The sequence below is a fragment of the Serratia sp. BNK-10 genome (assembly GCF_047456065.1).
GTDB classification, from domain to species: Bacteria; Pseudomonadota; Gammaproteobacteria; order Enterobacterales; family Enterobacteriaceae; genus Serratia; species Serratia ureilytica.
In genome coordinates this window covers 263217-275954 of sequence record NZ_CP179894.1, presented here as the reverse complement: position 1 = coordinate 275954, position 12738 = coordinate 263217, and the positions used below count along the sequence as shown (strand labels likewise).

Below are 12738 nucleotides of genomic sequence, written 5' to 3'. Positions count from 1 at the left end.
ACATGCTGACTCAAGACGTGATTATCAGCGCCCGTCGATTGAACAAGACGTTTATCGGCGAAAACAAGCGCCCCACCCCCGTGCTGCGCGACGTGTCGCTGACCGTGCACGCCGGCGAGTTCGTCACCATTCTGGGGCAATCCGGTTCGGGCAAGTCCACGCTGCTGCGCATGCTGGCCGGGCTGATCCCGCCGGACAGCGGCACGCTCACCCTGGCGGGCAAACCGGTCTGCGGCCCGAGCGCCAACGCCGGCATGGTGTTTCAATCCTACGCGCTCTACCCCTGGCTGACGGTGTACGACAACATCGCCTTCGGCCTGCTGGCGCAAAAGCTGCCGCCGCAGACGATCGCCGAGCGGCTGGAGGCGCTGCTGCGCCTGGTGGGGCTGAGCGGCTATGAGCACGCCTGGCCGCGCGAGCTGTCGGGCGGCATGCGCCAGCGCGTGGGCTTCGCCCGGGCGTTGGCGGTAGAGCCCGATGTCTTGCTGCTGGACGAGCCCTTCTCCGCCCTCGATATCTTTACCGCGCAAAAACTGCGCAGCGATCTGCTGGCGCTGTGGGGAGACAACCGGCTGCGCACGCGCGCCATGGTGATGGTGACGCACGACGTCGAAGAGGCGGTGCTGATGTCCGATCGGGTACTGATCCTGGACGCGACCAGCAAACGGATCGATGACGAATTCAGCATCAATATTCCCCGCGCGGCGCGCAACCGGGACAGCCTGCGGCACTTCACCGATCGGATCCGCAGCTGCCTGTACAAAAAAATCGCGCGGGCGCAACCGGCCGGATAAGGCCGCATTTTCGTTAACTCAGGGTAGTGAAATGAAACATAAAAGCTTACTGATGGCGCTGGTCATCCTGATGCCGGCGGCCGCCGCCGGGGCAGAAATCGTCAACAAAGACGGCAATAAACTGGATCTGTACGGCCAACTGAACGGAGTGCATTACTTCAGCAGCGATGCCGACAATAACGGCGATCGCTCCTACACCCGTTTCGGTTTCAAAGGCGAGACGCAGATCGCCGACGGGCTGACAGGGTATGGCCAATGGGAATATCAGGCGGGGCTCGATCAGCCGGAAAGCGCCGGGCCGGGCAATAGCTATACCCGGCTGGGCTTCGCCGGGCTGACGTTCGGCCGCTGGGGCAGCCTGGACTACGGCCGCAACTACGGCCTGCTGTATGACGTGGCCGGCTGGACGGACGTGCTGCCCGAATTCGGCAACGACAGCTACGAAGCGGCCGACAACTTCATGACCGGCCGCGCCAACGGCCTGCTGACCTACCACAACCGCAGCCTGGGCGGGCTGTTGGACGGTCTGGATCTCGGCCTGCAATATCAGGGGAAGAATCGGGGGGACGACGCTCTGCGGGCGAAGGATATTCAGACGCAAAACGGCGATGGCTACGCCTTTTCCGCCACCTACGACACCGGCGCGGGGCTAAACTTTGGCGCCGCCTACGCCAACTCTGCGCGCACCCTGGCGCAGCAGCGCTTCGGCCTGGCTGACGGCGATCGCGCCCGGGCCTGGACGCTGGGGCTGAAATACGATCTGGACAACCTCTACCTGGCGGCCAGCTATGCGCGCACCGAAAACATGACCTATGTCGACGGCGATCGCTACGCCGGCTTCGCCCCCCGCGCGGACGCCGTCGAGGCGGTCGCGCAGTATCACTTCGATTCCGGCGTCACGCCCTCGGTGGCCTACCTGCAAACGCGCGGCCGTAACCTGCCCGGCATCGGCGACGCCGATCTGGTCAAATACCTGGATCTGGCGCTGAACTACAGCTTCAACGCCAATATGTCGACCTACGTGGAGTACAAGCTCAACCTGCTGCAACGGCAGAACGCCGTCGGCGCCGGCGCCGACGACATTGTCGAAACCGGCATCATGTATCAGTTCTGACCCGATACCGGCCGCAGCACGCGCTGCGGCCGGTTCATTATTTGTCTTGCGCCCGCCCTGTTATTCTCTCGTTTAATTCAGGTTTATATTTCCATAAAATAGCGCCTATATTCACTCTCATGATTTTCGTTGACGCCCCGTTTAATAAATAAAGAAAAACTTTCCCGCATTCATATTAAATTACATTTTGCCGCGATAATTCCGCCTAACCACATTGAATCACAGGCAATATCACGCGTATTATGGCCACACGAAAAATAACGGGGAAATGATATGGACGGCGACAGTTGGTTGTTTATTTTATTGTTGGAATCGCTGAGGTCACAGGAGCAATAGTCATCCCATTGCATCCTGAAAGTGTCAGGATATGCGTCAGTTACCACATCCCTTCGCTTTACCCCTTCAGCGCATGGCCTCCGCGCACGCCGCTCCGGCGCGCCTGACAGGCTAATCCTTCCAGCATACGCTTATTAACAGTCCGATAACGCTCAGGCTTATTTGCGCTCGCATTTATTTTACCCCTGCGCGGTGATAACTATCGGCCATTTTTCCATGCTCATATTTTTAATTGAGTGGAGAAACATCATGATGGTAAAAAAAACCACGCTGCTGACGGTTAATAACGTCAGCAAAAGCGTTCAGCCTACCGGTAAAGAAAAACGCCTGGTGCTGAATGAAATCAACCTGCGCCTCTACGATAACGAGGTCGTCAGCATTTTGGGGCAGTCCGGCTCGGGCAAATCCACCCTGCTGCGCATACTTTCCGGCCTGATCGCACCGGATCTGGGCACCGTGATGCTGGGGGATAAAAAAGTCTCGGGGCCGAATCCGCAGATCAACATGGTGTTCCAGACCTTCGCCATTTTCCCGTGGCTGAACGTCTACCAAAATATCGCCTTCGGGCTGCAGGCGCAGGATCTGCCGCCGCAGGTGGTCGAAACCCAGACGCTGAAAATGCTCGATCTGGTCGGGCTCGCACCCTACCGCGACGCCTACCCGCGCGAGCTTTCCGGCGGCATGCGCCAACGGGTCGGCTTTGCGCGCGCGCTGGTGGTAGAACCGATGCTGCTGTTGCTGGACGAGCCCTTTTCCGCGCTGGACGTCTATACCGGCGAACACCTGCGCAGCGATCTGCTGCGCATCTGGAGCACGCGCCAGATCAAAACCCGCTCCATCGTGCTGGTGACCCACAGCGTAGAGGAAGCGGTGATGATGTCTGATCGCATCCTCCTGCTGGGCGCCGGCACCCTCGACGGCTGCTATCACATCGCGCAGCGCCGCGAGACGCGCACCCGCGAGGGGATGCAGCCGCTGACGGACAAAATCAGCGAGACGCTCAGCCGGCAGATCGCCGCCGCGCACTGAGCGCCGCCCTGGCCTGGCCTGGCGGGACGGATCCCGCCAACTTAACTACCTGTTTATCAAGAGTCACCCCGCCACGGGTGGCTCATGATAAGCGGATAATACATCGAGTTATTATCATGCATTTCATTCATACACTGCTGACGCTGCTGACCGCGTCCGTCCTGGGCGCCGCCATCGGCTATGAAAGACAATTCCGCCAGCGCACTGCCGGGCTGCGCACCAATACGCTGGTGGCCACCAGCGCGGCGATCTTCGTCCACCTGGCCATGACCATCGACGGCAGCGGCGGCGCGGTGCGCGTCATCTCCTACGTGGTCTCCGGCGTCGGCTTTCTCGGCGCCGGGGCCATCATGAAAGAAGGGATGAACATCCGCGGCCTGAACACCGCCGCCACGCTCTGGGGCTCCGCGGCGGTCGGCGCCTGCGCCGGCTGCGGCCTGTACGGCGATGCGCTGGCCGCCACGCTGTTCGTGCTCGCCGCCAACACCCTGCTGCGCCCGCTGGTCAATATGGTCAACAAACAGCCCTTCAATGACGTTAACGGTGAATCCACCTACCAGATTTGCGTCATTGCCTTCGAGCATGAGCAGCGTGAAGCGCTGGCCAAATTCAAACAGGTGCTGCAAGGAGAAAACTGCTTTATCTCGCATCTGGATATCGAACCCTTTGGCGACGACGACGTGGAGATCACCGCCACGCTGATGCCGGCCTCCGTCACCACGCCGGTGCTCGACCAGACCATCAATAAACTGCTGAACGACAGCATGATGAAACAGGCCTATTACAGCCGCATTGCCGGCTCCGGCTAATGCCGTTCACTTCCAGGGAGATCCACCATGAAAACCATGCCAAAACTGGCTCATCTGACGATGTTCAAAGACATCGTTCACTGCGGAAGTTTGCACGATGCCGCGAAAAAACTGGCCGTCTCGCAACCGACGCTCAGCCGGGTGCTCAAAGAGCTGGAAATGTCCATCGGCGCGCGGTTGCTGGAGCGCAGCAACCGCGGCGTGCGCCTGACGGCGGTCGGCGAGCTGTTTTACCGGCGGATAGACGCCGCCACCAATCAGTTGCTCAGCGCGTTTGACGAGCTGCGCGGCATGAGCGCCGGCGGCGAGAAGCGCCTGCGGGTGGGGATGAGCGTCGATCCGCTGCTGTGCTACCTGCCCCAGGTGCTCGAAGGCTTCAACCGCCGCTACCCGCATACCCGGGTGACGGTGGTGGAAGACGGCCCGGAAGGCCTGCTCGCCCGGCTGAGAAACTGCGAGCTGGATTTGGCGGTCAGCAGCCTGAACGGCGCGGCGGGCGGCGCCGATCTGGCCATGCAGGCGCTGAAGAGCGAGCGCTTCTCGCTCTATCAAGGGGGCGACCTGACCGCCGCCGGGCAGCCGCCGGCCGAAGCCAAATGGGTGGTGCCGCGCTCCTGCTCGGTGGGGCACGCCGCCATCCGCGAGATCGCCGAGCGTTACACGCCGCACGGCCAGATCGTCGAGACCGACTCCTTTCTGGCGACCTGGTGCCTGGTCAGGCAGCAGGGCTATATCGCGCTGCTGAGCGATCGGGTCGTCGCGCACTACGCCCCGCAGCTGCACCTGCAGAAAATCCCGACGCAGGGGATCGACATCAGCGCGCGCTTTTATGTCTTTACCCGCCATGAGCCGGCCACGCCGCCGCTCAGCGCCGCCTTTATCCACCTGCTGCAAACCCTGCAAACGGGTTGAACGCTCAGGCCGCCGCCCGCTGGCGCTCCAGTTCGCGCACCAGCGGGATCACTTCACGGCCGAAGTACTCCACCTCTTCCTGGAAGTGCAGAAACGCCAGCAACAGCAGATCCACCCCGGCGTCTTTCAACGCGATGATGCGCTCGGCGATCTGCTGCGGCGTGCCGATCAGGTTGGTTTTAAAGCCGTCGTTATACTGCACCAAATCTTCGAAGGTGGACTTGGCCCAGTTGCCCTCGCCCTCGGGCGAGGCCGCCCCGGCGTTCTTCACCTCGTGCCCGAAGCCCTGCACCGCCTCCGGGTTGGCGTGATCGATGATCTCCTGCAGCACCGCCTGCGCCGCCTGTTCGCTCTCGCGGGCGATGACAAAACCGTTCACCCCCACCTTCACCCGATGGTGATTGGCCTGCGCCTTGCTCTGGATGTCCTCCACCTGCCGGCGAATGCCCTCCACGCTGTTGCCGTTGGTGAAATACCAGTCCGAGACCCGCGCCGCCATGTCGCGCGCCGCGCGTGAGCTGCCGCCTTGGAAAATTTCCGGCAACGGCGCCAGCGGCTTCGGCTTCAGCGAGTAGTCGCGGAAACGGTAGAAATCGCCGGCGAAGGTGAAACTGGGCTCAGTCCAGATGCCGCGCAGGCAGCGGATAAACTCTTCCGAGCGCAGGTAGCGCTCCTCATGATCCAGCCACGGCTCGCCGATGGCCTTGAACTCGCCGCGGAACCAGCCGCTGACAATGTTCACCGCGATGCGCGCGTTGGAAAGATGGCTGATGGTGGCGATCTGTTTGGCCGCCAGCGTGGGGTTCCACGGCCCCGGCAGCAGTGCGGCGATCACTTTCAGCTTTTCGGTGGCGTCCAGCAGGGCCTGTGAGAACGACACCGACTCGTGCTGGTTCTCCGCGCCGTAACCGGCGGTGAAGCGGATCTGGGTAAGCGCGTAGTCGAAACCGGCGCGCTCGGCGATCTGCGCCAGCTTGCGGTTATAACCGATGTCCCAACCGGTGCGCTGCGGGATATTGCTGATCACCAGGCCGCCGGAAACGTTCGGCACCCAGTAGGCGAACTGAATCGGCTGCTGCGAGTGGTTTGCTGCTGACATGCTTCTCTCCCTCTGACCGTCGGCGCCGTTATGCGGCACGCATATAACCATTATTGATTTCCAAATATTGAAAACCTTGTTTTGGTTATAAAACCGATAGCAGGATGCGTGCCAATCGCCACGTTAAGGCATCTGGCTGAAAAACCGGGCGTTTAAAGCCGACGGGTGCGGGCGGGTGCTGCATTGGCAACAGCGGCTGACGGGCGGCTGTTGGTTATGCAACAAACCGCTCACCCCGCCAATCCAACCGTTCACCCGGCGGATCTGACCGCTGACCGAAATACGCCTGTCTTCCCCCCTAACCCCCGGCGATGATGAGCTGTTCCTAAACCCGCCTTACCTCGGGAAAGACGCTACGGCTCACCGCGCCACTCTGACATCTCTTACAAGCGGATGAGTTCATTCATATTTTGCAGACTGGAATTAAGGATACCTCATGAAACGAGAGGGGATTTTAAAGCACATTCCGTGGATGCTGCTGGGGATACTCGGCGCAGCCTGCCTCGGCGTGGTGGCGCTGCGCCGCGGCGAACACATCAGCGCGCTGTGGATCGTCGTCGCTTCGGTGGCGGTGTATCTGGTGGCCTACCGCTACTACAGCCTGTACATCGCCACCAGGGTGATGAAGCTGGACGCCGGCCGCGCCACCCCGGCGGTGGTCAACAACGACGGCCTCAACTACGTGCCGACCAACAAGAACGTGCTGTTCGGCCACCACTTCGCCGCCATCGCCGGCGCCGGGCCGCTGGTGGGGCCGGTGCTGGCCGCGCAGGTCGGCTACCTGCCCGGCACGCTGTGGCTGCTGGGCGGCGTAGTGCTGGCGGGGGCGGTGCAGGACTTTATGGTGCTGTTCATCTCCTCGCGCCGCAACGGCGCCTCGCTCGGTGAGATCATCAAAAAAGAGATGGGGCCGATACCGGGCACCATCGCGCTGTTCGGCTGCTTCCTGATCATGATCATCATCCTGGCGGTGCTGGCGCTGATCGTGGTGAAAGCGCTGGCGGAAAGCCCGTGGGGCGTGTTCACCGTCTGCTCCACGGTGCCGATCGCGCTGTTTATGGGCATCTACATGCGCTACCTGCGCCCCGGCCGCGTGGGTGAAGTGTCAATCATCGGCATCGTGCTGCTGGTGGCCGCCATCTGGTTCGGCGGCGTGGTGGCGCACGACCCGTACTGGGGCCCGGCGCTGACCTTTAAAGACACCACCATCACCTTCACGCTGATCGGCTACGCGTTCGTCTCCGCCCTGCTGCCGGTGTGGCTGATCCTGGCGCCGCGCGACTACCTGGCCACCTTCCTGAAAATCGGCGTGATCGTCGGGCTGGCGATCGGCATCGTGATCCTCAATCCCGAGCTGAAAATGCCGGCGGTGACCCAGTTCGTCGACGGCACCGGCCCGGTGTGGAAAGGCACGCTGTTCCCGTTCCTGTTCATCACCATCGCCTGCGGCGCGGTCTCCGGCTTCCACGCGCTGATCGCCTCCGGCACCACGCCGAAGCTGCTGGCCAATGAGACCGACGCGCGCTTTATCGGCTACGGCGCGATGCTGATGGAGTCCTTCGTCGCCATCATGGCGCTGGTGGCGGCTTCCATCATCGAGCCGGGCCTGTACTTCGCCATGAACACCCCGCCGGCGGCGCTGGGCATCACCATGCCGGACCTGCACCGCCTGGGCACTGAAGACGCGCCGATGATCATGGCTTCGCTGAAGGACGTGACCGTGCACGCGGCGGCGGCGGTCAGCTCCTGGGGCTTCGTCATCAGCCCGGAACAGATCCTGCAGACCGCCACCGACATCGGCGAACCTTCGGTGCTGAACCGCGCCGGCGGCGCGCCAACGCTGGCGGTGGGCATCGCCCACGTGTTCCACCAGATCATTCCGGGCGCCAACATGGGCTTCTGGTACCACTTCGGCATTCTGTTCGAGGCGCTGTTCATCCTGACCGCGCTGGACGCCGGCACCCGCTCCGGCCGCTTTATGCTGCAGGATCTTCTGGGCAACTTCGTGCCATTCCTGAAGAAAACCGACTCGCTGGTGGCCGGCATCGTCGGCACCGCCGGCTGCGTCGGGCTGTGGGGCTACCTGCTGTATCAGGGCGTGGTGGATCCGCTCGGCGGCGTGAAGAGCCTGTGGCCGCTGTTCGGCATCTCCAACCAGATGCTGGCCGCCGTGGCGCTGGTGCTGGGCACCGTGGTGCTGATTAAGATGAAGCGCACCCAATACATCTGGGTGACCGTGCTGCCGGCGGTGTGGCTGCTGATCTGCACCACCTACGCGCTGGGGCTGAAGCTGTTCAGCGACAACCCGCAGCTGGAAGGCTTCTTCTTCCTGGCCGGCGAGTACAAACGCAAGATCGCCGAAGGCGGCGCCGAGCTGAGCGCCCAGCAGATCGCCAACATGAACCACATCGTGGTGAACAACTACACCAACGCCGGGCTGAGCATTCTGTTCCTGCTGGTGGTGTACAGCATCATCTTCTACGGGGCAAAAACCGCGATGGCGGCGCACAAGAACCCGAAACGCACCGACCAGGAAACGCCTTACGTACCGGTGCCGCAGGCCGCGCCCGCCGACGGCGTAACTGAGGGGGAGGTCAAAGTTTCGACCCAGCATTGATGTGATTTAACGGATACCCTGCATAATAAACGTTAAGCAGTACCCAAAGCCGCACGGCCTGTGCATCGCAAGGTGCCAGGCGTGCGGCGCGATGCAATCGAGATACCCGGGGCGACCCGGAGGTGGGGCATCCCTGCGGGAACCCCATCCCCCGGCTTCCCCTAATATCAGGCTAAAGCAAGCGCTGTAGTGATGCAGGGTAGAGTTGGAGAAGGCTTATGTTCGGAAATCTCGGCCAGGCGGGGAAGTACCTCGGGCAGGCGGCGCGCATGTTGGTGGGCGTGCCTGACTACGATACCTACGTCCAGCACATGAAAGACAACCACCCGGACAAGCCGGTGATGACCTATAAAGAATTTTTCCGCGAGCGCCAGCAAGCGCGCTACGGCGGCGACGGCAAAGGCGGCATGCGCTGCTGTTAACCCGCAGTCACAAGGACCCGTATGAAACCCATCGCAGTCACCATCCTGACCGGCTTTTTGGGCGCCGGCAAAACCACCCTGCTGCGCCACATCCTGAACGCCGAACACGGCTATAAAATCGCGGTCATCGAGAATGAGTTCGGCGAAGTGCCGATCGACGACGCGCTGATCGGCGATCGCGCCAGCCGCATCACCACTCTGAGCAACGGCTGCATCTGCTGCAGCAAGTCCAACGAACTGGCGGACGCGCTGCTGGATCTGCTGGACGGCGTCGACAGCGGCCAGCTGGCGTTCGATCGGCTGATCATCGAATGCACCGGCATGGCCGATCCCGGCCCGATTACCCAGACCTTTTTCTCGCACGAAATCCTGTGCGAGCGCTTCCTGCTGGACGGCATCATCACCCTGGTGGACGCGGCGCATGCCGAGCAGCAGCTGAGCCAGTTCAGCATCGCCCAGGCGCAGGTGGGCTACGCCGACCGCATCCTGTTGACCAAAACCGACGTGGCGCCGGACTGGGAGGCGCTGATCCAGCGGCTGCAGCGGATGAACGCCCGCGCGCCGGTCTACAAGGTCACGCACGGCGATATCGATCTGAGCGTGCTGTTCGACATCGAAGGCTTCACGCTGAACGACAAGCTCAACCTGACGCCGCCCGCCCCGCTGTTCCGCCGCATCCCGCAGCCACAGAGCGACATCCGCTCAATTGTCGTGACGCTGGAGCGCCCGCTGCCGCTGATGCAAATCTCCGACGTGATGGAAGGCCTGCTGCTGGAATACGCCGACAACCTGCTGCGCTACAAAGGCATTCTGTCTATCGAAGACGAGCCGCGCCGCCTGCTGTTCCAGGGCGTGCAGCGGCTGTATAACGCCGACTGGGATCGGGAATGGCTGCCTGAGGAAGAGCGCAAGAGCACGCTGGTGTTTATCGGTGTGGATTTGCCGGAGGAGGAGATTCGGCAGCGGCTGCGTTGAGCCAGGAGAAGTGAGCGCCATCGGATAGCGCTGGATGGGGGAAGTCAAAACGGCGGCAACCCGCAACGGGTTGCCTGACCGAAAACGTTATCTTTTGGCGAACGATTTAAGGAACCGCAGGTTCCTCACCAGCACAACGGCCAGCAGGACGCCCCAATAGACAAACAGCTCGTATTTCATTTTCTCGCCCGCCAGCGCGGAAGCCGACGCCCCCGCCAGACACAGGAAAGTGAAGAAATACATTTCAAAACGCGGCATGGTCTTCCAACTGATAATCGAGAACTCCGTTCTCAGGATCAAGAATGCCCAGAAGGCCAGGCAGGTGCTGACCGCCGCGCCACCGGCGCCGAAACGAGGCACCAGCAGTGCGTTGGCCGCCACGTTGATAATCAACGCGATCAAGGAAGCCAGCATGGTGTAACCGGTCTTTCTGCTCAGGCCGATGCCGACCGCCGTCGTTTCCGACAGCGTGAACAGCAAAGGGAAACCCAGGCTCGCAACCAGAATGTATTTCACATTCACGTAGTTAGCGGGCAAGACAAAGTCAACCAGCCAGGAAAATAGCCCCCCCAGACTGAACAGGCAAACCACGGCAATCAGCATGCACTGCGTGACCTTGTTGATCATCTGCTGCTCGCCGCCCTCGTTGGATTCCGCCAGCTTGTAGACCATCGGCGCCCAAACGGTAGAAAATACGCTTTGCAGAATGCTCGCCACGCCGGCGAAGCTGACCGCCACCGAGAAGATAGCCAATTGTTCAAAGCCGGAATAGGCTCGCACGAACATCCGATCGATGGTGGTTAGCCCCCAAAACGCCAGCCCGCCCAAAATCAGCGGATAGCCGAACTTGAGCATCGCTTTCAGTTTGCCGGCGTCCAGCGAACTGCGCAGCGCGGCGATCCAATCCGCCCGGGAAGACCACATCAGCATCAGCGACACCGCGATAAAACCGACGGCGTTCGCCACCACCAGCTGCATCAGCGTATGCTGGGTGAACAGGACATAGCACAGGCCGATAACGATCAGCGTCATCAGCTTGGGCATCAGTTGGCTGAGCGAAAACGCCATCCCCTTCTCCTGCATCCTGAGTATCAGGGACAGGAAACGGTTGATGAACGAAGCCAACAGAATCAGCATGACAAGCCAGCTTATCGCCGTGTCTTTCTGTTCGAACAGCAACGCGGACAAACTGCCGGGGAACAGCAGGAACACGGCGCTGATGATGACGATCATCAGCAAGCCGGGGAAAGCAACGTTCTTCAACAGCTGCCCGCGATCGGATTCGCCGTGGTATTCCCGAACGTAAGCCTGATCGAGCCCCAAACTGAAAAACAGCACGCAGAAAGACACGGCCACGTTCAGCATGCTGATTCGGCCTACGTCGTCCGCCGAAAACAGCCAGGTGATCACCGGTAGGGTCAACAATCCCAGCGCGGCATTACCGATCGGCCCGATAGCGAACGCCAGGATCTTGCGGGCGTTCACTCAAAGAACCTCACTACGCTTTCAATGACTTTATTCAGATCGGCATCGCTCATTTTGTAGTACAGCGGCAAGCGAACCAGTCTCTCGCTTTCGCGGGTGGTGTAGTTGTCTTCGCCGATGAAGGTGCCGAAGACCTTGCCCGCCGGCGCCGAGTGCAGCGGAATATAATGGAACACCGCCATGACGCCACAGGCCTTCAGGTGAGCGATGAACTGCGTTCTTTGCTCGATATCCTTCAGCTTCACATAGAACATATGCGCATTATGCTCGCAGTCCGCAGGGATAGTCGGCAACGTCAGCAGCCCTTTCTCCGCCAGCGGCGCAAAACTCGCATAGTACTTGTGCCAGGTCGCCAGGCGGTTATCGTTGATCTCATCGGCCAGTTCCAACTGCCCCCACAGGCAAGCCGACTGCAGTTCGCCCGGCAGGAAGCTGCTGCCGAAATCGACCCAGGTATACTTGTCTACCTGGCCGCGCAGGAACTGGCTGCGATCGGTGCCCTTCTCACGCAGAATTTCGGCGCGTTTGATAAAGCGTTCGTCATTGATCACCAACGCGCCGCCTTCACCGCCGCTGGTGTAGTTTTTGGTTTCATGGAAGCTGAAAGCCGCCAGATGGCCTTTAACGCCGACGAAATCGCCTTTGTATTTGCTCATGACGCCCTGCGCGGCGTCTTCAACCACCAGCAGGTTATGTTGGTCGGCCAGGCGCATGATCGCATCCATATCGCAGGAGACGCCGGCATAATGCACGGGCACGATGGCTTTGGTTTTATCGGTGATCGCCGCAGCCACCAGCGCTGCATCCATATTCATGGTTTCAGGATGGATATCGACGAATTTGATTTTTGCGCCGCGCAACACGAAGGCGTTGGCGGTGCTGACGAAGGTGTAGCTTGGCATGATAACTTCGTCGCCCGGCTGGATATCGACCAGCAGCGCGGCGATCTCCAGCGCGGCGGTGCAAGACGGGGTCAACAGCGCGTGTTTGCACCCCAGCTTGTTTTCAAACCATTGCTGGCACTGTTTGCCGAACGGGCCATCGCCCGACAGTTTCCCATTCTCCAACGCCGCATTGATATATTGAATTTCGTTGCCGGTTACCGGTGGTTTGTTGAACGGTATCATGTTATCCCTTGTTGTCGAT

The 12738-nt window shown here is 60.9% G+C and carries 11 protein-coding genes; 8 read left to right on the top strand and 3 right to left on the bottom strand.

What is annotated here, in order from left to right; all coding sequences use genetic code 11:
* Window positions 1-2 precede the first annotated feature (2 nt).
* The 5 genes from ACMGG9_RS01290 (at window position 3) to ACMGG9_RS01270 (ending at window position 4994) form a co-directional block, all read left to right on the top strand.
* On the top strand, window positions 3-794 hold the full coding sequence (locus ACMGG9_RS01290) for an ABC transporter ATP-binding protein (protein WP_414161861.1): 792 nt from the start codon (window positions 3-5) through the stop codon (window positions 792-794).
* A 31-nt stretch (window positions 795-825) separates the two neighbouring features.
* Window positions 826-1908 carry a porin gene (locus ACMGG9_RS01285; protein ID WP_094142342.1) on the top strand — a complete coding sequence of 361 codons (1083 nt, stop codon included), beginning with the start codon at window positions 826-828 and terminating at the stop codon, window positions 1906-1908.
* A 585-nt stretch (window positions 1909-2493) separates the two neighbouring features.
* Window positions 2494-3273, top strand: coding sequence for an ABC transporter ATP-binding protein (locus tag ACMGG9_RS01280; protein WP_414161860.1), 780 nt, complete (start codon window positions 2494-2496; stop codon window positions 3271-3273).
* Between the two features lie 116 nt (window positions 3274-3389).
* Complete coding sequence (locus tag ACMGG9_RS01275; RefSeq protein ID WP_019453282.1) at window positions 3390-4082, top strand: MgtC/SapB family protein; 693 nt, start codon at window positions 3390-3392, stop codon at window positions 4080-4082.
* A gap of 27 nt (window positions 4083-4109) precedes the next feature.
* Window positions 4110-4994: a LysR family transcriptional regulator gene (locus tag ACMGG9_RS01270; protein ID WP_033641720.1), complete on the top strand. Its 885-nt coding sequence runs from the start codon at window positions 4110-4112 to the stop codon at window positions 4992-4994.
* Window positions 4995-4998: 4 nt separating this feature from the next.
* Here the strand turns inward: ACMGG9_RS01270 and sfnG are convergent, their stop codons facing one another.
* On the bottom strand, window positions 4999-6093 hold the full coding sequence (gene sfnG, locus ACMGG9_RS01265; protein WP_025305137.1) for a dimethylsulfone monooxygenase SfnG: 1095 nt from the start codon (window positions 6091-6093) through the stop codon (window positions 4999-5001).
* 436 nt (window positions 6094-6529) lie between these two features.
* On the opposite strand from sfnG, the gene ACMGG9_RS01260 reads away from it, so the two are divergent.
* From ACMGG9_RS01260 to yjiA, 3 genes are all read left to right on the top strand, one after another.
* Window positions 6530-8710 (top strand): carbon starvation CstA family protein, encoded by a 2181-nt coding sequence (locus ACMGG9_RS01260; RefSeq protein ID WP_197780771.1) that lies wholly within the window; start codon window positions 6530-6532, stop codon window positions 8708-8710.
* Window positions 8711-8928: 218 nt separating this feature from the next.
* Window positions 8929-9132, top strand: coding sequence for a YbdD/YjiX family protein (locus ACMGG9_RS01255; protein WP_004953088.1), 204 nt, complete (start codon window positions 8929-8931; stop codon window positions 9130-9132).
* A gap of 21 nt (window positions 9133-9153) precedes the next feature.
* Window positions 9154-10107, top strand: coding sequence for a GTPase (yjiA, locus tag ACMGG9_RS01250; RefSeq protein ID WP_414161859.1), 954 nt, complete (start codon window positions 9154-9156; stop codon window positions 10105-10107).
* Window positions 10108-10194: 87 nt separating this feature from the next.
* Here yjiA and ACMGG9_RS01245 read toward each other — a convergent pair whose 3' ends face one another.
* Together ACMGG9_RS01245 and rffA are read right to left on the bottom strand one after the other, a co-directional pair.
* Window positions 10195-11592 (bottom strand): lipopolysaccharide biosynthesis protein, encoded by a 1398-nt coding sequence (locus ACMGG9_RS01245; RefSeq protein ID WP_072626652.1) that lies wholly within the window; start codon window positions 11590-11592, stop codon window positions 10195-10197.
* Window positions 11589-12719, bottom strand: a complete 1131-nt coding sequence (gene rffA, locus ACMGG9_RS01240) for a dTDP-4-amino-4,6-dideoxygalactose transaminase (RefSeq protein WP_033651409.1) — start codon at window positions 12717-12719, stop codon at window positions 11589-11591. Before rffA ends, ACMGG9_RS01245 begins: the two co-directional genes overlap by 4 nt.
* Window positions 12720-12738 lie beyond the last annotated feature (19 nt).

Bases quoted from the DNA above. Each gene is read 5' to 3' on its own strand.
- ACMGG9_RS01290 (WP_414161861.1), top strand. From the start codon at position 3: ATGCTGACTCAAGACGTGATTATCAGCGCCCGTCGATTGAACAAGACG.
- ACMGG9_RS01285 (WP_094142342.1), top strand. From the start codon at position 826: ATGAAACATAAAAGCTTACTGATGGCGCTGGTCATCCTGATGCCGGCG.
- ACMGG9_RS01280 (WP_414161860.1), top strand. From the start codon at position 2,494: ATGATGGTAAAAAAAACCACGCTGCTGACGGTTAATAACGTCAGCAAA.
- ACMGG9_RS01275 (WP_019453282.1), top strand. From the start codon at position 3,390: ATGCATTTCATTCATACACTGCTGACGCTGCTGACCGCGTCCGTCCTG.
- ACMGG9_RS01270 (WP_033641720.1), top strand. From the start codon at position 4,110: ATGAAAACCATGCCAAAACTGGCTCATCTGACGATGTTCAAAGACATC.
- sfnG (WP_025305137.1), bottom strand. From the start codon at position 6,093: ATGTCAGCAGCAAACCACTCGCAGCAGCCGATTCAGTTCGCCTACTGG.
- ACMGG9_RS01260 (WP_197780771.1), top strand. From the start codon at position 6,530: ATGAAACGAGAGGGGATTTTAAAGCACATTCCGTGGATGCTGCTGGGG.
- ACMGG9_RS01255 (WP_004953088.1), top strand. From the start codon at position 8,929: ATGTTCGGAAATCTCGGCCAGGCGGGGAAGTACCTCGGGCAGGCGGCG.
- yjiA (WP_414161859.1), top strand. From the start codon at position 9,154: ATGAAACCCATCGCAGTCACCATCCTGACCGGCTTTTTGGGCGCCGGC.
- rffA (WP_033651409.1), bottom strand. From the start codon at position 12,719: ATGATACCGTTCAACAAACCACCGGTAACCGGCAACGAAATTCAATAT.